The sequence below is a fragment of the Pseudomonas sp. p21 genome, assembly GCF_001642705.1.
Classification (GTDB): domain Bacteria; phylum Pseudomonadota; class Gammaproteobacteria; order Pseudomonadales; family Pseudomonadaceae; genus Aquipseudomonas.
In genome coordinates this window covers 800,017-819,019 of the sequence record NZ_LWBV01000001.1, presented here as the reverse complement: position 1 = coordinate 819,019, position 19,003 = coordinate 800,017, and the positions used below count along the sequence as shown (strand labels likewise).

Below are 19,003 nucleotides of genomic sequence, written 5' to 3'. Positions count from 1 at the left end.
CCTGCTCGCCTTGTCGCGCGCCCTGGCGGCGCTGCACCTGCATGACCCAACCCAGGCAGGGCAATGCACCTGCCACCAAGCCCAGCAGAATGCTGGCCAGATCCACTGTCATGCTTACCCCGAATGATCCTGGATGAATGCAGCGCAGCTTATCAGCCTGAGCGATGTGTTGCCTGTTTCGGCCTCTTCGCGGGTAAACCCGCTCCCACAGGGATTGCACAGTATCCGAGGTATAGCTATTCCGGTGGGAGCGGGTTTACCCGCGAAGAGGCCAGTGCTGGCAACCCACCTCAGGCATGGAACCACTGCCTCAAAAGCCGCCGCGCCTCCTGCGACCCTTGCCCCGCCGCCAGCTCCAGCCAGTACCGCGCCTGCTCAGGCTCGCTGTGCTGGCACAACCGTGCATACTCCAGTTGCGCCCGCCGATCACCGGCGCGGGCGGCCTGACGCAGCAGTTCATGACCAATACGCCGGTCACGGGCATTGCCGCAATCACGACACAACATCTGCCCCAGGCGGCTTTGCGCCACTACCACACCCTGACGCGCCGGCTGCTTCAACAGGCGCCCGGCCAGGTGCTTGACCTGCGGCTTGTCACCCAAGCGCGGGTTGTCGAGCAGCCACAAGGCCACTTTGAGGGAGAAACGTTTGGGGGGAGGCGCAGGCGTCGATGCAGCGGGGCTGGCGAGGTGTTTACCGCGAAACTTCATGAGCAACAGGTTTGGCAACTCGAAAGGCGCGCCACTCTACCCTTTTTTCAGCGCCCTGGCCTTTCGATTTCCGGAGAATTGAAAAAATTTTCAACGATCTTTTCTTGACGTTTTCAAGTGGATGACCAACTGGTCTCTCCGAGCATGTCGATTGTCGGACAGTTCGCTGTATTGCTGGCACGCCCGTCCTAGAGCAAGCGCGTGGGACAATCCACAGTTCCTGTGGATAACTCGGTGGACAACCCCCTCCCATACCCCGCAAACCCCCGTAAATTGGGGCTTTCGGTCAAACTGACGATTTTTTCACCAGCTAAAAATAGTGTTTTTTTTCATTGACTTAACCGCCCAGTCAAGGCATTGGCGAAGCTGTCGCGGCGTGTTTCCGGGCCGTTACAAGCGCTGCTCCGAATGTGAACAAGTGCACCATAAACCTTCACTTGAGTGCACGAAATCGGTACATCAGGCCGGTTGCGGGCCTTTTACCCCCTCTTCCCAGCAGGGCAAATACACGCCATACTGCTCGGCTCACCTGAACAAACATGGAAGGCTTGCCAAGCGCCTGTATTTTCGGTAAGGTGCCCCTCGTTAGTACCAAGCTGAAAGTCAATTCTGGCCTCAAGTGTCCTTGCAGATCCGCTCCTCCCAAGAGTGGCGCTGCTGAAACCAGGACCGGCCTCTTCGATGATTCACTCGCCAGCCCTGCGCTGTTCAAGCACGAATCACGTGACAGATTGATCAGGATCCCACACCGACGGCCTAGAACCTTGGCCCCGGCGTGCTGCCTGCCCTCTGAAGTACCTACCAGTCAGCCCATGCGCCCACTTTTGATTGCGCTCCCTCTGGCTGCCCTGTTCCAGTCAGGTTCGTTCGTCCCTTAATAAAGGCGTCACTGGAACGTTTCTATCATGCACGGATCATAACCCCGTGTTTAAAGCAGGAACCTCCAACAATATGCAAACTCATCATCAGATTCAGGCTGCCATTGGCACCCTCTCCCAGGCCTTCTCGCCGTTGAAGTGCCTTATCGTTGCCCCTCGCAAGGGTAGCTTCAGCTTCACCCTGGTAGACGAACACGGCGTCGCCTGCCACACCGAGCGCCTGTACCCTGAACAGTACAGCCGCAGTGAACCGCTGCAGGCGGTCATCGCCCGAACCCGCCAGTCGCTCACCGCGTGAGCGGCGAATACTGCGGTATTCAAGCGCTGAATCATCCCATCGCAAGCCTGCCTGAATGTTCCAGGCGTAATTGCCTTAAGGCATATAGCCCGGTACGTCAGGCAGCAATCGATTTAAAAACAGCCCTTTACACCACGATTATCACACTAGACTTCAACTCGAGCGGTGCTTACCGCTTCCGGCGGGCCTGATCACTCACCAGCTGCCAAGCTCCAGCGCCCGTCCGGCCCTTACCTGCTCGAGGGCATCATGGGTATCGCGGCGAATGAATTGTGTCAGTATGTGATACGACCCACCTTGGTCTACCTGAACCGTCACTGCGCCAGCGCCGAAGCCTTGTTGCTGGGCATCGCCGCCAGCCAGTCGGCCCTGGGGTCGGCCTTGCACGACCGACGTGGGCATGGCCTGTACCGCATCGGCGAACACCGCCACCAGGCAATCTGGGACGACTACCTTGCCCGTGACCCCGACCTGGCCAGCCTGGTCCGCGGCCTGGCCAGCCAGCACGCCTTCCTCGGCGGCCCGCATCTGGAACTCACCGTCAACCTGCGCTATTCCACAGCCATTGCCTGGATGCTCGTCGAAGAGCAGGCCACGCCACTGCCTGCCGCCGACGACCTTCTCGCGCTGGCACGGATCTGGCGACAGATTTTCAACCCCCAAGGTCGCCTGCGCGACTTCACCCACGCCTGGCATACCTGCATAGACCAGAGATTGCCGCAGGCATCTTAAGACGTGTCCTACAAAGTACCCGGAAAAAAGGGAATTTTGGTCGGATTGTCCTACAAAACCGCTCTATCTCCTGCGATTGAGGCTATAGCGCGGCGCGTAAATTGTTGGTAGCTTTTCGCCCCGGAGATCCCAAGGAGTTCTAATAATGAAAAAAGTAATGCTCAAAGCCTCCCTCGGCGTTGCCGTTGCACTTGCTTCCAGCCAACTGCTCGCCGCAGGCTTCGCGCTGAACGAACAAAGCATCAGCGGCATGGGAACCGGTTTTGCGGGACGTTCGTCTTCTGCCGAAGATGCCAGTACGGTGTATGGCAACCCTGCAGGCATGTCGCGCCTGAAGCGCGAACAGGTCACCGTGGGTGGCGCAGCCGTCATTGCCAAGTCTGATATTTCGGGTCGTGGTAGCAATTTCGGGGGGGAAACCGATGGCGACATGGTCCCGGTCGTGGGCGTGCCCATGGGTTACTACGTCAAGCCGATCGATGATCATTGGAGCGTTGGTTTCGGTGTTTACGTGCCATACGGCCTGATCACCGACTACGGTAGCGGTGACGCAGCCCGCTACTGGGGCAAGAAGAGCAAGGTCGAGGTTGTCACCTTCCAGCCAACCATCAGCTACGCCTTCAATGACAAGGTGTCGATCGGTTTTGGCCCGACCATCAACCGCATCAAGGGTGAGCTGGGCTCGAACCTGGCCAGCAAGGCGCTGCTGGGCCCCACCGGCCCTGATGGCGAAATCAAGATCAAGGGCGACGACACGGCGATCGGTTACAACATCGGCGTTCTCGTACAAGCCACAGACCGCACCCGTCTGGGTCTGACCTATCACTCGATGGTCGACTACAAGCTTGAAGGCGATACCCGTGTTTCCTACCCGATTCCCCAGCTTGGTCTGAACGGCAAGTTCGACGCCAGCCTGAAAATCAAGACGCCGGAGTCGGTGGACTTCTCGGTCACCCATGAACTGGATGACCACTGGACGCTCTATGCCGGTAGCACCTGGACACGCTGGAGCCGCCTGGAGAGCATCGTTGTCAAGAACGAAGCACCAACGGGTTACCCACTGCAGACCATCACCGAAGAGCAGAACTGGCATGACACCTGGGCACACGCCATTGGTGCGGCCTACAAGGTGAACAAGGAATGGACCCTGCGTGCAGGCTTCTCCGTCGACCAATCGCCGACCAACAACCACGATCGCTCGCCGCGCATTCCTACCGGCGATCGTAAGGCAGTCAGCTTTGGTGCCGGTTGGAGCCCGAACGATGACATGACCATCGATGTTGCCTACTCGTACCTGTGGGAAGAGGATACCAAGGTCAACAATGTGTCCGGTTCGCCGACACAACAGGCGTTGAAAGGCACCTATCAGGCCAAGTATGAGAACAGTGCTCACGGTATCGGTGCATCCCTTACCTACCGCTTCTGATTCGTACGCGTTACATGAAAAACCGCCCTCGTGGCGGTTTTTTCATGCCTGCATCTGCCAGCTGTCGCCCAGGCATTCGCGCAGGTAGTCCATGAACACACGCACTTTAGTGGTTATGGCGAAGCGGTCGGCCAGGCACAGGTAGATATCCATCGGTTCGGTCTGGGCATAGGCCTGGCCGCTATCGCTGTATTCGAACAACGGTACCAGCGCCCCAGCGGCCAGATATGGCCGCACGATGAACTCGGCCAAGCGGGTGATGCCGCCATCGTGCAGTGCCATCTGGGTCAGGGCATCGATGTCGTCGCTGATCAGGACACTGCCGAACTCTGCCTCGAACCGCAGCCCGTCGCGCATGAACCCCCAACGCAGGAAGCGCCCATCCACCGGGTAGCGGAACACCAGGCAGCGGTGGTCACGCAAGGCCTCGGGCGTGGCCGGCATGCCGGCGTCTTGCAGGTAACCGGGCGAGGCACAGCAAATGAACGGGATACGGGCGATGTGCCGGGCCAGCAACTGGTCTTCCAGTTGTGGGGCAATGCGCAGGCTCACATCCACATCTTCCCGCGCATGGTTGACCCGGCGATCAGTCGTTACCAACTCTATCGAAAGCAGGGGGTAGCGGGCACTGAATGCGGGTATCAAGGGTGCCAGGACGTGACGACCGAAGGCGGACGTCGAGGCAATGCACAGCCGCCCCTGGGGTTCGCTGTCGGGGGTGATGACAGCCTGTTCGGCCAGGACCAGGTCGCGCTCGATGTGCCTGACGCGTTCGTAGTACTGGGTACCGGCGGGTGTCAGCGCCATACTGCGGGTGGTGCGGCTGAGCAGGCGAACCTGCAAGTGGCCCTCCAGGCGTGCCAGGTTCTGGCTGACCGCGGCCGGGCTCAGGCCGAGGTTGCGGGCACCGGCGGCGATGCTGCCGGCTTCGACCACCTTGATGAAGCAGCGAATGGCGTTGAGCAGGTCCATGCTGAGCCCTTGGATTCGTAAGAATCTCTTTATAAAGAACTCAATAGGACTGGTCTACAGGTGCTGCCCGGTGCGTTGCTAACCTGCGCCTCTACTCACCTTTTCAGGAGTTCGCATGAGCAACCTGTCCCAGGCACGCAGCCGACGCAAATTGCACCCGGGCGCCACGCCCTACGTTTTTGCCTTCTACATGTCGTCGATCATGGCACTGTTGATGTGTTTCGTGATCACTGCAGCGAATGCGGGGGTCAACCCCGAATACCTCGGCAACGTGCTGAAGGCGTACCAGTTGGCAATGCCTGTGGCGTTCGTTTGTGTGTTGATGGTCAGGCCGGTGGTGGTGCGGTTGGTGGCGATTACGGTGCATGCAAAGTGAAATAGCCCGAAACCCGGCCACGTTACCTGCTTTTGACTTTGATCTTGATCTTGATCTTGATCTTGATCTTGATCTTGATCTTGATCTTGATCTTGATCTTGATCTTGATCTTGATCTTGATCTTGATCTTGATCTTGATCTTCGCGACTTCAGGAGGCCGAACGCAGGCCTTGCGGAGGGAGGTGACGGGCATGGATGCCCGTCAAGCGCTGGGCCCCAGGATGGGGCCTGCAGCGCGGTCCTCCCGGGAGCAAGGCCGGAGTGAGGGAACCCCGGAGCGCAGCGCAGGGGCCGGATGATGGGAGCGCAGCGTTTTTTGGTTACTTTTTGTCGCGTTTGACAAAAAGTGACTCGCCGTAAGGGCGAAAAGGTGAGTAAGCGTCGCCATCGTAAATGGACTATGCGCGAGATCAAAACCAGCACTTTTCCGCTCTTCGCTCTTCGCTCTTCGCTCTTCGCGTTCAAGCGTGGGCATCAACAACAGGGTCAACATTCATTTTCGAAGGTGGCGCTTATTCACCTTTCCGCCCTTACGGCGGGTCACTTTTTGTCAAACGCGACAAAAAGTAACCAAAAAACGCTGGCTCCTATCATCCGGCCCCTCCGCTGCGCTACGGGGTCCCCTCGCTACGGACTTGCTCCCGGGAGTACGCGCTGCAGGCCCCATCCATGGGGCCTCAGCGCTTGACGGGCATCCATGCCCGTCACCTCCCTCCGCAAGCCCTTCGCTCGGCCTCCTGAAGTCGCAATCGGCGGCGCCTGAACTATCGCGCGCTTAGAAGCAAAAGCCGAAGCAAGAGCAAGAGCAAGAGCAGCCAGTTATGGCTGCGAGGCAATAGCCTTTTCGATAGCAGCCCGGAACGCAGGATCATCCGGCTTGGTCAGGCTGGAGAAGTTGCCGATCACCTTGCCCTTGCGGTCCACCACGTACTTGTAGAAGTTCCACTTCGGCGCACTGCTCTGGCTGGCCAGTTCAGCGAACAGCGGTATCGCATCCGTGCCCCGCACCGCCTGCGTCTTGGTCATGGTGAAGGTGACACCATAGTTGGCATAGCAGACCTTGGCGGTCTTCTCGCTGTCCGCATCTTCCTGCTTGAAGTCGTTGGATGGCACGCCAAGCATTTCCAGGCCTTGTTCGTGATATTCCTTGTACGTCGCCTCCAACCCCTCGAACTGCGGCGCAAAACCGCAATAGCTGGCCGTGTTCACCACCACCAGCGGCTTGCCGGCAAAGCGCTCGCACAGGTCAACCTGCCCCTTGCCACGCAGCTCCGGCAGGCTGCCCTGCAACAACGCTGGGCAATCAGCAGCCCAGCTCGATGCGCTGGCAAGCAGGGCCAGCACCGGCACCGTCAACCAATGTGCACGCATGACTCGTTTCTCCCGCAAGAAAATCCTTGAACTTGCAGGGTAGCGCCTAACAAACACTCATGCCCAGCTGCATCAGCGCCATCCCGCCCCTGTGCCAGCCCCACCACACCAGCGCCAGCAGCAACAGGGCGCCCACGGCCAACAGCCCCCGAGCCAGGTAGCGGTTCATGCGGCCTGAGCCTGCAGGCGGGCGACCGGGCGTTCACGCACTGGCCAGTTGAGGGCGGCGGCCAACAGGCTGAGCAAAATGGAAACCTGCCAGACCAGGTCGTAGCTGCCGGTGCGGTCATATACCACCCCACCCAACCAGCCGCCCAGGAAGGCGCCCAGCTGGTGGAACAGGAAGACGATACCGCCAAGCATGGACAAGTTGCGCACGCCGAACACCGTAGCCACGGTGCCATTGGTCAGTGGCACCGTGGATAGCCAGAGCAGGCCCATGGCGATACCGAACAGATAAGCACTGAATTCAGTCACCGGCGCCCAGAGGAACAGCACGATCACTACCGCCCGCAGCAGGTACAGCCCGGTCAGCAGGCGCGGCTTGGACATGCGCCCACCCAGCCAGCCGGCGGTGAAAGTACCGACGATATTGAACAGGCCCACCAGCGCCAGCACCGTGGTACCGGTGGTCGCGGCCAGGTGCTGGTCGACCAGGTAGGCCGGCAGGTGCACGCCAATGAACACCACCTGGAAGCCACAAACAAAGAAGCCCAGCGCCAGCAACCAGAAGCCGGAGTGCGAGCACGCCTCGCGCAGGGCCTGGCCCAAGGTCTGTTCGGCGCCATGACTGGGCAACGGGCGATCGCGCAACAGGCCGACGAAAGGCACGATCAGCGCCACCAACAGGCCCAGCACCAGCAACGCAGCGGACCAGCCCAGCCACTGGATCAGGCCGAGGGTGCCCGGCAACATGGCGAACTGGCCGAAAGAACCGGCAGCGCTGGCAATGCCCATGGCCATGCTGCGCTTCTCCGCCGGTACGGCGCGCCCGACCACGCCAAGGATGACCGAGAACGACGTACCGGACAGGCCGATGCCGATCAGCAAGCCGGCGCTCAGCGACAACGACCAGGCCGAGTCGGCCATGCCCATCAGCACCAAGCCGGCCGCATAGAGAATACCCCCAATGATCACCACTCGCGCCGCGCCCAGGCGGTCGGCCAGGGCGCCAGCGAACGGTTGCGCCAGCCCCCAGATCAGGTTCTGCAAGGCAATGGCGAAGGCGAACACCTCACGCCCCCAGCCAAAGTCGGCGCTCATTGGCGCCAGGAACAGGCCAAAACCGTGCCGCACACCCAAGGATAGCGCCAGCATCAACGCTGCCCCCACCAATACCCACCCGCTGGTTCGCCACACCGAAGTCATTGTCGTTATCTCCAGCACATCGCAAGGTTTTACGGGTATATACCCGCTTATAGTCGTATCAATTCAAGCCAGTTGGTCCAGCAAACGCACCAGTTCATCCCGCTGCCCTGCCCCCAGCCGTTCCACCAGATCGGCCTGGGCCTGTTCCCAGGCCGGATGGGCAGCGCGCAGCAGCTGCGTACCGGCCTCGGTCAGCAACACCACGCGGTTGCGCTGGTCGTCGCCATCGGCCAAGGCCACCAGCCCTTCAGCCTCCAGCACCCGCAGGTTGCGGCCCAGGGTACTGCGCTCCAGGCCCATGGCCTCTGCCAAGGTGGTGATACTGGGGCGGTCGAGCCGCTGCAGATGGCGCAACAGGGAAAACTGGGCGACATTGACCCCAAAGCCGACAAGGGCTTCGTCGTAATGCCGGCTCACCCCACGGGCGGCACGACGCAGATGGGTACAGATGCATTCACTGGTCAGCATGGATACGTGTATATACCCGCGTCATGTGTGTTGCAAGAGATTTCATGATTGCCGACGCCCCTCAGCCCTAAAGCCTGTCAGATTGCGTTGACGGGACTCTGTGGGAGCGGGCGTGCCCGCGAACACCGGCGAAGCCGGTGCCATACACCACGTCGCCTGCTTCGCGGGCACGCCCGCTCCCACAGAGCCCTGCTAAATCAATGATTTATGTGTTGTTCTGTGGGAGCTGGCTTGCCGGCGATTGGCCGCAAAGCGGCCCCCAATGACTTAGCTGCAGGCATTATCCTCTGCCCGGGTCCAAGCGCCTGAGAATCGGCTCGAACTCCACCGTAGCCTTGCGCGCCAGCGGGTCTGGAGCGCCCTGCTCGATGGCCTGCCAATAGCGCCACGGCACCTTGGCCGAGCCCAGCTCGTAGTCCATGCCGTCCCAGTTATCTTCACGGAAGCTGTAGAAGGCCCAATGCAACCGGTGGCGATCCAGCACGCTGAGCACGTCTTCCAGGTATTGCCGACAGCCTGGCAATCTGCGCATGCAACCGAACTCGCCCACCACCAGCCGCGAGCGGGGCACCTTCATGGCCTCGGCCCAGTCCAGCGGTTGGCGCAGGTACTGCGCCACACGCTGGCCATCCCACTGCTGCGTTTGCCCCGCGAACGGTGCCGGGCCGGGATAGGCGATGGGTTGCTTGCGCGTCATGTTCGGTGCACTGGTCACCAGATAGGGCTCGTACATGTGCACGCTGTACAGCACCCGCTGGTCTTCCAGAGGTGCCGGCCAGTAACCGAAGGCGTCGGCGGCGGCGAACCAGCCGGCATCGAGCATGACCGGCGTGTCCGCATCCTCCTCGCGAATGGCCGCGATCAACTGCCGATACAGGGCGGGCAGATCACGCGCACTGCCCTGCTGCCGCGCATACCACTGCTGCATTTGCCCAGGGTCGGCATGCTCGGCCAGGCCACCTTGCTTCTCCGGTGCGGGCTCGTTGACCAGGTTGTAGGCGGCGATGGCCGGGTGGCCTTTCAGCTCACGCGCCAGATCCCGCCAGAAGGCCGCAGCCTGCAACCAGTAGCGTTTGTCTTGCCAGAGGCGGTCGTCGAACTGGCCTTGGTTGTTTTGCGACCAGCGCATGCCGGGTAGCGAGAGCGGTGCGATGACCACCTTGAGGCCAGCCTGATGGGCACGGTCGAGGGTAGCGCGCAGCGCGGCCAGATCGGCGGCGGGCAGGCCTTGATAGGCATCGGCATCGCCGAGGAGGAAGTCTTGTTTTGCCGGCTGCCATTTGTCGTAGGACAGCCGTACCCAGGTCGCGCCATAGGCGCTCAAGGCGTCGAAATAGGCTTGATCGGGTGGTAGCCGGTTGAAGCTGTTGCCGCCATGGCGGGGGGTGTTCCAGAAAGCCATGAGATCGGCTGCCACGGCAGCAGGCCCCATGGCCAACAAAAACACAGCGAGAATGACATGACGCATGGTGCCAACACTCCTCGACAGTTAGCGAAGGGGCAAGCATACGCCAGTGACAAAATGCCGGCTCTTGCTTAGTTTTTTCAGGAATTTGCCAGCACGTTAGGCTCAGAAAACCCCTACAGGAACATCCTGCTCGCGCGGTCACTTGTAGGAGCGGCCCTGCATCCTTAGCAAAGGCTCAGAGGGCCAACGCCAACCCCAGCACCACGGTCAGTTCGAGCAACTCCAGCATTGCACCAGCGGTATCGCCGGTAGTCCCGCCCAGGCGCCGGCACATCAGTTGTCGCAACCAGGCAAACACCGCCAACGCCAGCACCACGATCCATCCCCCCAGGACCAGGCAGAGGAGCGCACAGCCCAGCAGCACCCACCCGGCCGCTGGCCGAGGCAGGTGCTCGGCCAGCGCCTGCCCCAAACCGCCCTGTCGCACATAAGGCGTGCTCAGGAACAGCCCGAGCATCGCCGCCCGCCCGATCAACGGTGCCAGCAGCAACTGCGCCCCGACACCCTGCTCGACCAGCACCCACAAGGCACAGAACTTCAGCAACAGCACCAGCACCAGGGTGACCACGGCAATAGGCCCGCTACGCGGGTCTTTCATGATCTGCAAGGTGCGTTCGCGGTCACCGAAGCCGCCCAGCCAAGCGTCGGCGCTGTCCGCCAGGCCATCCAGGTGCAAGGCGCCACTGAGCAACACCCACAACGTCAGCAGCAGGGCCGCATGCAGCGGCGCCGGCGTGCCCTGCAGGAAATGGCTGGCCAGCCACAGCAACAGGCCGAACAACAACCCGACCAACGGGTACCAGAGCAGCGAACGCCCCACCTCGCGCGGCGCCGGCATGCCCGGCAGGCTCACCGGCAGGCTGCTGAGGAACTGCAAGGCAATCCACAACGGCAACATCTCAGCGCCCCTCCACCCACTGGCCGTCGTCACCCGGCACCAGTCGCATCAGCGCAGCGTGACCGACTTCGACCTGCAGCAACTGCGCCCTCGGCAAGCCACGAGCACGGGCCAGCAGCAGCCGCATCACGCCGCCATGGGTGACCAGCAGCACACGCTTGCCAGCATGCTGACGGCTCAGGCGCTCGACAGCCGCCAGCACCCTCTCGGCGAACGCCTCGACCGGCTCGCCATTGGGCGGCGTAAACGCATAAGGGTCGGCCCAGAAGCGCCCCAGCGCGTCCGCCTGGTCTTCCATGATCTGCGCCGCACTACGGCCCTCCCAGTCGCCAAAATGCAGCTCCTGCAACGCCGCTTCGCGCTGTACGGGCAGGTTCAGTTGCTCGCCCAGTTCCTCGGCAAAACGCGCACAGCGCTGCAACGGCGAACTGACCAGCACCTCCCACGGGCCGGCCTCGGCCACGGCGTCACGCATCTGCGCCCAGCCTTTGTCGGTCAGGGCATCATCAAGGCTGCCACGCAGGCCGCCCTGTTCCGTTTCACCATGGCGCAGCAGGTCGAGGATCATGCCGGGCGGTCCGCCACCGCCGCCTCGGCGAAGGTAGCCATCTGCCCGTGCAGCGCACAGGCCAGGCGCAACAGCGGTACGGCCAGGGCAGCCCCACTGCCCTCGCCCAGGCGCAGGCCCAGGGCCAGCAACGGCTCGGCCTGCAACGCGTCGAGCACGGCTTTGTGCCCGGGCTCTGCGCCTTGGTGGGCGAACAGCAGCCAGGCCCGGCACTGCGGGTTGAGGCGCACCGCCAGCAGCGCGGCGACGCTGCAGATGAAGCCGTCCACCAACACTGCGATACCCGCCTGCGCGCAGCCAATGTAGGCACCGGCCAAGGCCGCGATCTCGAAACCACCGACACAGCCCAGCGCCTGCAATGGATCGTTGGCGCTGAGGCCATGCAGGCTCAGCGCCCGCTCGATGACCTCGGCCTTGTGCCGCACCCCGGCGTGGTCCAGGCCGGTACCCGGGCCACTCGATTCAGCCGGTGGGCAGCCCAGCAGGACACTGGCCAGGGCGGCGGCTGCCGTGGTGTTGCCAATCCCCATCTCGCCACCGATGAACAGCTGCGCGCCCTGTTCGGCGGCCCGCAGGGCACTATCGCGACCGGCCTGCAGGGCGGCCTGCAGCTGGCCTTCGGTCATCGCTGGCTGGCGGGCAAAGTTGGCGGTACCGGCGCCCAGGCGCAGATGGCGCACGCCAGGCAGTTCCAGGTGCGGGTCGATGGTGCCCAGGTCGACCACTTCCAGGCTTGCCCGCAACTGGCGCGCCAGCACGCTGATCGCCGCGCCACCGCCGACGAAGTTGCGCAGCATCTGCCCGGTAACCGCTTGCGGGTAGGCCGAGATGCCTTCCTCGACCACACCGTGGTCACCGGCAAAAATGCTGATTGCAGCGTGATCCAGCATTGGCCGCTCACGCCCCTGCAGGCCGGCCAGCTGAATGGCCAGGCCTTCCAGCTGGCCGAGCGAACCGGCAGGTTTGGTCAGCTGCTGCTGACGGGCGCGGGCCTGGTCCATGGCGGCGTTGTCGAGGGGTTGGCAGGCGTCACGCCACCAGGCTTGGGTCATAGTGCAGGTCCTTTGAGCATTAGGGGCAGGCCGGCCACGGTCAGCACCACACGCTGACAGCGCTCGGCCACAGTCTGGTGCAGCCAGCCGGCCAGGTCGACATAGCGCCGGGTCAACTCGCCCATGGGCACGACGCCCAGGCCGGTTTCGTTACTGACCAGGATGACCGTGCCCGGCAACTGTTCCAGGCAGGCCAGCAGCGCATCACGCTCCTCGGCCAGGCGCTGGTCGTCTTCGAGCATCAGCAGGTTGGTCAGCCACAGGGTCAGGCAATCCACCAGCAGGCAGCGCCCTTCGGCCGCTTCGGCGCGCAATACTGCGGCCAGGGCCAGGGGTTCTTCGATCAACCCCCAGTCATCGGGGCGACGCTGGCGGTGCAGCAGCACACGTTCGTTCATTTCACCATCCAGCGGCTGGCTGGTGGCGATGTAGGTCACCGGCAGGCCACTGGCGCTGGCCAGCTGTTCGGCCAGGCGGCTCTTGCCCGAGCGGGCGCCGCCGAGGATCAGGTTGAGCATGTCAGGCCACCCCACAGAGTTGGCGCAGGCGCGCGGTGTCCAGGTGCTTTTCCACCAGGTCGGCCAGGCGCTCGATATCGCGTTCGCGCAGGGCCTGGTAATCGACGACCTGCACATCCTCCAGGCCCGCCCAGCGCAGCAGCGCCGCGCACGACTGGCTGCCCTCGAACAGGCCATGCAGGTAGGTGGCAAGTATCTGGCCATCGGCACTGACAGCACCATCGCAACGGCCATCGGCAAGTTGCACGGCAGGCTGCTCCAGGGCAGGCCCCGTAGTGACGCCGGCATGAATTTCATAACCGGCAACCGGCACTGCTTCGAGGTTCAGGGCGCCGGCAACGTTGCGCAGTTGCTTCTCGGCTTCGAGCACCGTGGCGTAATCGAACAGGCCAAGCCCCGGGCTGAAGCCAGCGGCCCCTTCAAGACCAAGCGGGTCATGCACTTCGCGGCCCAGCATCTGCAGGCCTCCGCAGATTCCGATCAGCTTGCCACCATAACGCAGGTGCCGGTCGATGGCCTTGTCCCAACCACGCTCACGCAATTGTGCCAGGTCGCCGCGCACACTCTTGGAACCCGGCAGGATGATAAGGTCGGCAGCCGGGATCGGCTGGCCCGGGCCGATGAACTGCAAGTCCACCTGCGGGTGCAGGCGCAGTGGGTCGAAGTCGGTGTGGTTGCTGATGCGCGGCAGCACCGGGACGATCACCTTGAGCACGCGCTCGGCCTTTGCCCCCTGGCGCGCGTCAATGCCGTCTTCGGCTTCCAGATGCAGATCGGTGACATATGGCAGCACGCCCAGCACCGGCTTGCCGGTGCGCTGCTCCAGCCAGTCCAGCCCCGGCTGCAGCAAGGCGATGTCGCCGCGGAAGCGGTTGATGACAAAGCCCTTTACCCGCGCCTGCTCACTGGGTGACAGCAGCTCCAGCGTGCCCACGAGGTGGGCGAACACGCCACCGCGATTGATGTCGGCGACCAGAATCACCGGGCAATCCACCGCTTCGGCAAAGCCCATGTTGGCGATGTCACCGGCACGCAGGTTGATCTCCGCCGGAGACCCCGCGCCTTCGACCATGACCACCGGCCAGGCAGCGCTCAGGCGCTGATGCGAAGCCAGCACCGCCTGCATGGCGATAGCCTTGTAGTCGTGGTAGGCCACTGCGTTCATGCTGGTGACAGCACGGCCATGGATGATCACTTGGGCGCCGGTGTCGCTGTTGGGCTTGAGCAGCACCGGGTTCATGTCGGTGTGTGGTTCCAGCCGGCAGGCCTGGGCCTGCACCGCCTGGGCCCGGCCGATTTCACCGCCGTCAGCGGTCACCGCGCTGTTCAGCGCCATGTTCTGCGGCTTGAACGGGACCACGCCGACACCCTGGCGCAACAGCCAGCGGCACAGCGCGGTCACCAGTGTGCTCTTGCCCGCATCGGAGGTGGTGCCTTGCACCATGAGGGTGGTCATGCCGTTTCCTTTTGATAGGCCGCCAGAGCCTGAGCCAGGCGCTGTTCGTCCGCCGCACAGGCCGGCAGCCCAAGGCGTAGCGCCGGCGGCTGCTCGAAAAGGCGCACCAGGATGCCGCGGCGAGCGAGAAAGTCATGCAGTTGCGCAGCATGCTCGCTGCGCACGTACTGGAACAGGTCGCAACCGCCGCTGGGCGCCAGGCCGGCGCCGCGCAACAGCATAGCCAGACGCTGGCTGGCGGCAGCACAGCGTTCGACCTGCACACGCTGGGCGGCGTGATCGGCCAGGCTGGCCTGGGCCAGCACCCGGGTCGGGCCATTGACGGTCCACGGGCCAAGCAACTCGGCCAGGCGCAGCAGCAGGCTGCGTTCGGCGGCAACGAACCCCAGACGCACGCCGGCCAGGCCGAAGAACTTGCCGAACGAGCGCAGCACAATCAGCCCCGGGCGCTCGGCACAATCAACCACGCCATCCGCCGGGGTGTTGTCCATGAACGCTTCGTCGACCAGCAGCCAGCCACCACGGGCGGCCAGGCGTGCGTGCCAATCCAGCAGGCGTTCTCGCGGCACCCGGCGGCCGGTGGGGTTGTTGGGGTTGACCAGCACCAGCACGTCGAGGCTGTCGAGCGTCGCCTCGACCTGCGCTTCGTCCAGCTCCAGCAACTGGTGCCCCACCCGTTGCCAGGCGTATGGGTGCTCGGCATAGCACGGCGTCAGCACCCCAACCCGGCCGGCTGCGCGCAACAGCGGCAAAGCCTGGATCGCAGCCTGGGAACCGGCCACCGGCAGCAATTGGCGGGCGCCGTAATACGCGCGCGCGGCGTCCTCCAGGCCATCCTCCGTCTCCGGCAGGCGAGCCCAGGCCTCCATGGGAATCGGTGGGATCGGGAAAGGCCATGGCGCAATGCCGCTGGACAGATCGAGCCACTGCTCACGGGCGATGCCGTATTGCCGTACCGCCCGCAGCAGGCGGCCTCCGTGTTCAAGCATTGATATAGGCCCCCAGGCAGATCACCAGCAGCCACAGCCACACGCCGCGCTGCACCAGGCTCCAGCCACGCTCGATGGCGTCGGCGTCGGCCATGGGCCCGTCACCCAGGCGTGGCCGCTCATGCAGTTCGCCGTGGTACACCGCCGGGCCACCGAGCTCCACCCCCAACGCGCCAGCACCGGCGGCCATCACCGGCCCGGCATTGGGGCTGTCCCACAGTGGGCCCTGCTTGCGCCAGCAGGCCAGGGCCAGGCGGGTCTTGCCCAGCAGCGCGTAGGTCAATGCCACCAGCCTGGCGGGAATATAGTTGAGCACATCGTCGACGCGCGCCGCGCACCAGCCGAAGCGTTCGAAGCGTTCGTTGCGGTAGCCCCACATGGCATCCAGGGTATTGCTCAGGCGGTACAGCACCACGCCCGGCGCGCCGGCCACCACGAACCAGAACAGCGCGGCGAACACCGCGTCGCTGCCGTTCTCCAGCACCGATTCGGTGGCCGCCCGGGCCACGGCGGGCTCGTCCAGTTCGCGGGTTTCGCGGCTGACCAGGTAGCCCACACGGCGCCGCGCTTCCTGCAGGTCGCCCTGGCGCAAGGCACTGGCCACCGGTAACACGTGTTCGCCCAGGCTGCGCAGCCCGACGGCGCAGTACAGTGCCAGCACGTCGACCAGCCAGCCGATGTACGGCAGCCAGGACAGGATCAGCACCACCAAAGTAAGCGGCACCACGGCCAGGAACCACGCGCTCACCCCGTGGCTGCGCCAGCCGCGCCCACCGGCATTCAGGCGGCGCTCGAGGTTACTGGCCATGTTGCCGAAGGCCACCAGCGGGTGGCGCCGCTGCGGTTCGCCCAGCAAGGCATCCAGGGCCACGCCGGCCACGGTCAGCAAGGCCACGCTCATTGGCGTTCTCCCCATTGGTTCTCAAAGAGCATTTCACTCAAGGGCCGTTCCTCGGCCCAGTTTTCCAGCACCAGCATCGGTGCCGGGTAGAACTCGGTCACCGGCCCCAGGCACAGTACCGCGACGGGCTTGGCCCCGGCCGGCATGCCCAGCAGCGCCGCCAGCGCCTGCGGGTCGAACAGCGACACCCAGCCCATGCCAAGGCCTTCGCCACGGGCTGCCAGCCACAGGTTCTGGATGGCGCAGGCCAGCGAGGCCAGGTCCATTTCCGGCAGGGTGCGGCGGCCGAAGATATGCGGCTCGCGGTTGTCCATCAGGGCGGCCACCAGCAGTTCGGCGCAGTCGTTGATACCCTCCACCTTCAGTTTCATGAAGGCGTCGGAGCGCTCGCCCAAGGCTTCGGCGGTACGCACCCGTTCTGCTTCCACCAGGGCCTGGATACGGGCGCGCAGGTCGCGTTGGGTGATGCGGATGAAGCGCCAGGGCTGCATCAGCCCGACACTTGGCGCCTGGTGCGCGGCGGCCAGCAGGCGGCCCAGCACTTCCGGGGCCACCTCGCCACCGGCGAAATGGCGCATGTCACGGCGTTCGCCGATGGCCCGGTAGATCGCGGCGCGCTCGGCGTCGCTGTAGGCGTGTTCACTCATGGTCGCAACAGCGCCGCCGCCGCATCCGGGTTGGAGGGGAAGTAGAAGTGCACGTAGGAAGCCGTCAACCGCCCCAGGCGGTACACCGCTTCGTTGCCGCGACCACCGTTGGGGCTCAGGCCACGGGCGATCGGTTCCAGTGCGGTACTGGTCAGAGAATGGTGATAGGTGTGACCGCGCAGGATGCCTTCCGGCATTTCCACCGCCTGCAGCGCCAGGGCCGCCAGGCGCTTCTGCATGGTCGCTTCACCCGGCAGCAGGCCGAGCAGCTCGGCACGCTCGCCGGCTACGTCAGTCAGGGCATCGAGCAGGTACAGCATGCCGCCGCATTCGGCCAGCAACGGTTTGCCTTGGGCGTGATGGGCGCGGATCGCTTCGCTCATCGGCGCGTTGGCGGCCAAGGCGTGGTGGTGCAGCTCGGGATAACCGCCCGGCAGGTACAGGCTGTCCACTGCCGGCAATTCGTGGTCATGCAGCGGCGAGAAGAACTCAAGCTGTGCGCCCAGGTTGCGCAGCAGGTCGAGGTTGGCGCCATAGGTGAAGGCAAAGGCCTCGTCCCGCGCCACGCCGATGCGCACACCGGTCAACGACGCAGCACTGGCTTGCGGATCGGGTTCGGCAAAGGTCACTGGCGGCGGCAAGGCAGCATCGCAACTGGCACCCAGCGCCTCGGCAGCGGCGTCCAGACGGGCGTCCAGGTCGTTCAGCTCGCTGGCCTGGACCAGCCCCAGGTGGCGGCTGGGCAACTCGATACCGCGCTCACGGGACAAACCGCCATACCAGCGCAGGCCTTCGGTCAGGCTGCCTTCCAGCAGTTGTGCGTGGCGCAGGCTGCCTACCCGGTTGGCCAGCACACCGGCAAACGGCAGGTCCGCCTGGTAGCGTGCCAGGCCCAAGGCCAGGGCGCCGAAAGTCTGAGCCATGGCCGTGCCGTCGATTACCGCCAGCACCGGCACGCCGAAGTGACGCGCCAGGTCGGCGCTGGACGGCGTGCCGTCGAACAGCCCCATCACCCCTTCGATCAGGATCAGGTCTGCCTCACCGGCTGCTTCCCACAGCAGGCGGCGGCTTTCCTCGGCGCCGATCATCCACAGGTCGAGCTGGTACACCGGCGCGCCGCTGGCCCGCTCAAGAATCATCGGGTCGAGAAAGTCAGGCCCGCACTTGAACACCCGCACCTTGCGCCCGAGGTTGCGGTGCAGCCGGGCCAGGGCGGCGGTGACGGTGGTCTTGCCCTGGCCAGAGGCCGGTGCCGCGATCAGGACGGCGGGGCAGTGGCGCGGCTGGCTCACAGTTCGACGCCCTTCTGTGCACGGATGCCGGCCTGGAAGGCGTGCTTGAGCATGCCCATCTCGGTCACGGTGTCGGCCAGTTCGATCATCTCGGGTTTCGCGGCACGGCCAGTGACGATCACATGCTGCATCGGTGGGCGGGCCTGGATGTCGGACAGCACCTGGTCAAGGTCGAGGTAGCCATGCTTGAGGGCGATGTTCAGTTCGTCGAGCACCACGAACTGCACGCTCGGGTCTTGCAGCAACTGGCGCGACACGGCCCAGGCCGCTTCGGCGGCGGCGATGTCGCGCTGGCGGTCCTGGGTTTCCCAGGTAAAGCCCTCGCCCATCACGTGGTAGCTCACCTGCTCGGGGAAGCGGCGGAAGAACAGCTCTTCGCCGGTGCTGTTGCGGCCTTTGATGAACTGCACCACACCGCACTGCATGCCATGGCCCAGTGCGCGCGCGAGCATACCGAAGGCCGAGCTGCTCTTGCCCTTGCCATTGCCGGTCAGCACCAGCAGCAGGCCGCACTCGTTGGGGGAATTGGCGATGCGTTCGTCGATGATCGCCTTCTTGCGCTGCATGCGCGCCAGGTGGCGTTCGTCGCGTTCGGTGGATTCGCTCATCAGGGTT

The 19,003-nt window shown here is 63.9% G+C and carries 22 protein-coding genes; 4 read left to right on the top strand and 18 right to left on the bottom strand.

Annotated features, from left to right (window positions below; all coding sequences use genetic code 11):
- Positions 1–290: 290 nt before the first annotated feature.
- Positions 291–710, bottom strand: a complete 420-nt coding sequence (locus A4C63_RS03890) for a tetratricopeptide repeat protein (protein ID WP_063911568.1) — start codon at positions 708–710, stop codon at positions 291–293.
- A 951-nt stretch (positions 711–1,661) separates the two neighbouring features.
- On the opposite strand from A4C63_RS03890, the gene A4C63_RS03885 reads away from it, so the two are divergent.
- The 3 genes from A4C63_RS03885 to A4C63_RS03875 all read left to right on the top strand — a co-directional run bounded on the left by A4C63_RS03885 (position 1,662) and on the right by A4C63_RS03875 (position 4,044).
- Positions 1,662–1,886, top strand: coding sequence for a hypothetical protein (locus A4C63_RS03885; RefSeq protein WP_003257337.1), 225 nt, complete (start codon positions 1,662–1,664; stop codon positions 1,884–1,886).
- A 249-nt stretch (positions 1,887–2,135) separates the two neighbouring features.
- A complete protein-coding gene (locus A4C63_RS03880) occupies positions 2,136–2,618 on the top strand; it encodes a hypothetical protein (protein ID WP_025338041.1) in 483 nt (160 codons plus the stop codon).
- A gap of 145 nt (positions 2,619–2,763) precedes the next feature.
- Positions 2,764–4,044, top strand: a complete 1,281-nt coding sequence (locus tag A4C63_RS03875) for an OmpP1/FadL family transporter (RefSeq protein WP_063911567.1) — start codon at positions 2,764–2,766, stop codon at positions 4,042–4,044.
- Positions 4,045–4,086: 42 nt separating this feature from the next.
- Here A4C63_RS03875 and A4C63_RS03870 read toward each other — a convergent pair whose 3' ends face one another.
- Positions 4,087–5,016 carry a LysR family transcriptional regulator gene (locus A4C63_RS03870; RefSeq protein WP_063911566.1) on the bottom strand — a complete coding sequence of 310 codons (930 nt, stop codon included), beginning with the start codon at positions 5,014–5,016 and terminating at the stop codon, positions 4,087–4,089.
- A 115-nt stretch (positions 5,017–5,131) separates the two neighbouring features.
- Here A4C63_RS03870 and A4C63_RS03865 point away from each other — a divergent pair, with 115 nt between their 5' ends.
- Positions 5,132–5,392 (top strand): DUF2798 domain-containing protein, encoded by a 261-nt coding sequence (locus A4C63_RS03865; protein WP_063911565.1) that lies wholly within the window; start codon positions 5,132–5,134, stop codon positions 5,390–5,392.
- 22 nt (positions 5,393–5,414) lie between these two features.
- On the opposite strand, the gene A4C63_RS26220 is transcribed toward A4C63_RS03865, so the two are convergent.
- The 16 genes from A4C63_RS26220 to cobO all read right to left on the bottom strand — a co-directional run bounded on the left by A4C63_RS26220 (position 5,415) and on the right by cobO (position 18,996).
- Positions 5,415–5,585, bottom strand: coding sequence for a hypothetical protein (locus tag A4C63_RS26220; protein ID WP_156510841.1), 171 nt, complete (start codon positions 5,583–5,585; stop codon positions 5,415–5,417).
- 626 nt (positions 5,586–6,211) lie between these two features.
- Positions 6,212–6,763: a glutathione peroxidase gene (locus tag A4C63_RS03860; RefSeq protein ID WP_063911564.1), complete on the bottom strand. Its 552-nt coding sequence runs from the start codon at positions 6,761–6,763 to the stop codon at positions 6,212–6,214.
- 46 nt (positions 6,764–6,809) lie between these two features.
- Entirely contained in the window at positions 6,810–6,932 is a 123-nt protein-coding gene (locus A4C63_RS26685; protein ID WP_256202886.1) for a hypothetical protein, read from the bottom strand.
- The gene (locus A4C63_RS03855; protein WP_063911563.1) at positions 6,929–8,131 is read right to left on the bottom strand and encodes an MFS transporter; all 1,203 of its coding nucleotides are present in this window, start codon (positions 8,129–8,131) and stop codon (positions 6,929–6,931) included. Before A4C63_RS03855 ends, A4C63_RS26685 begins: the two co-directional genes overlap by 4 nt.
- 63 nt (positions 8,132–8,194) lie before the next feature.
- Positions 8,195–8,599 (bottom strand): MarR family winged helix-turn-helix transcriptional regulator, encoded by a 405-nt coding sequence (locus A4C63_RS03850; RefSeq protein WP_063911562.1) that lies wholly within the window; start codon positions 8,597–8,599, stop codon positions 8,195–8,197.
- A 280-nt stretch (positions 8,600–8,879) separates the two neighbouring features.
- Positions 8,880–10,001, bottom strand: a complete 1,122-nt coding sequence (locus tag A4C63_RS03845) for a glycoside hydrolase family 5 protein (RefSeq protein ID WP_082888267.1) — start codon at positions 9,999–10,001, stop codon at positions 8,880–8,882.
- 241 nt (positions 10,002–10,242) lie between these two features.
- Entirely contained in the window at positions 10,243–10,965 is a 723-nt protein-coding gene (locus tag A4C63_RS03840) for an adenosylcobinamide-GDP ribazoletransferase (protein ID WP_063911560.1), read from the bottom strand.
- Between the two features lies 1 nt (position 10,966).
- Entirely contained in the window at positions 10,967–11,533 is a 567-nt protein-coding gene (locus A4C63_RS03835) for a histidine phosphatase family protein (RefSeq protein ID WP_063911559.1), read from the bottom strand.
- The gene (gene cobT / locus A4C63_RS03830; RefSeq protein WP_063911558.1) at positions 11,530–12,585 is read right to left on the bottom strand and encodes a nicotinate-nucleotide--dimethylbenzimidazole phosphoribosyltransferase; all 1,056 of its coding nucleotides are present in this window, start codon (positions 12,583–12,585) and stop codon (positions 11,530–11,532) included. Before cobT ends, A4C63_RS03835 begins: the two co-directional genes overlap by 4 nt.
- Positions 12,582–13,103, bottom strand: a complete 522-nt coding sequence (gene cobU, locus A4C63_RS03825; RefSeq protein ID WP_063911557.1) for a bifunctional adenosylcobinamide kinase/adenosylcobinamide-phosphate guanylyltransferase — start codon at positions 13,101–13,103, stop codon at positions 12,582–12,584. The genes cobT and cobU overlap by 4 nt, the downstream gene beginning before the upstream one ends.
- Position 13,104: 1 nt before the next feature.
- A complete protein-coding gene (locus tag A4C63_RS03820) occupies positions 13,105–14,559 on the bottom strand; it encodes a cobyric acid synthase (protein ID WP_063911556.1) in 1,455 nt (484 codons plus the stop codon).
- Positions 14,556–15,548 (bottom strand): threonine-phosphate decarboxylase CobD, encoded by a 993-nt coding sequence (gene cobD / locus A4C63_RS03815; RefSeq protein WP_063911555.1) that lies wholly within the window; start codon positions 15,546–15,548, stop codon positions 14,556–14,558. The genes A4C63_RS03820 and cobD overlap by 4 nt, the downstream gene beginning before the upstream one ends.
- Positions 15,541–16,449: an adenosylcobinamide-phosphate synthase CbiB gene (gene cbiB, locus A4C63_RS03810; RefSeq protein WP_063911554.1), complete on the bottom strand. Its 909-nt coding sequence runs from the start codon at positions 16,447–16,449 to the stop codon at positions 15,541–15,543. The genes cobD and cbiB overlap by 8 nt, the downstream gene beginning before the upstream one ends.
- Positions 16,446–17,096: a 5,6-dimethylbenzimidazole synthase gene (gene bluB, locus A4C63_RS03805; protein WP_063911553.1), complete on the bottom strand. Its 651-nt coding sequence runs from the start codon at positions 17,094–17,096 to the stop codon at positions 16,446–16,448. Before bluB ends, cbiB begins: the two co-directional genes overlap by 4 nt.
- The gene (locus A4C63_RS03800; protein WP_063911552.1) at positions 17,093–18,388 is read right to left on the bottom strand and encodes a cobyrinate a,c-diamide synthase; all 1,296 of its coding nucleotides are present in this window, start codon (positions 18,386–18,388) and stop codon (positions 17,093–17,095) included. The genes bluB and A4C63_RS03800 overlap by 4 nt, the downstream gene beginning before the upstream one ends.
- On the bottom strand, positions 18,385–18,996 hold the full coding sequence (cobO, locus tag A4C63_RS03795; RefSeq protein ID WP_063911551.1) for a cob(I)yrinic acid a,c-diamide adenosyltransferase: 612 nt from the start codon (positions 18,994–18,996) through the stop codon (positions 18,385–18,387). The genes A4C63_RS03800 and cobO overlap by 4 nt, the downstream gene beginning before the upstream one ends.
- Positions 18,997–19,003 lie beyond the last annotated feature (7 nt).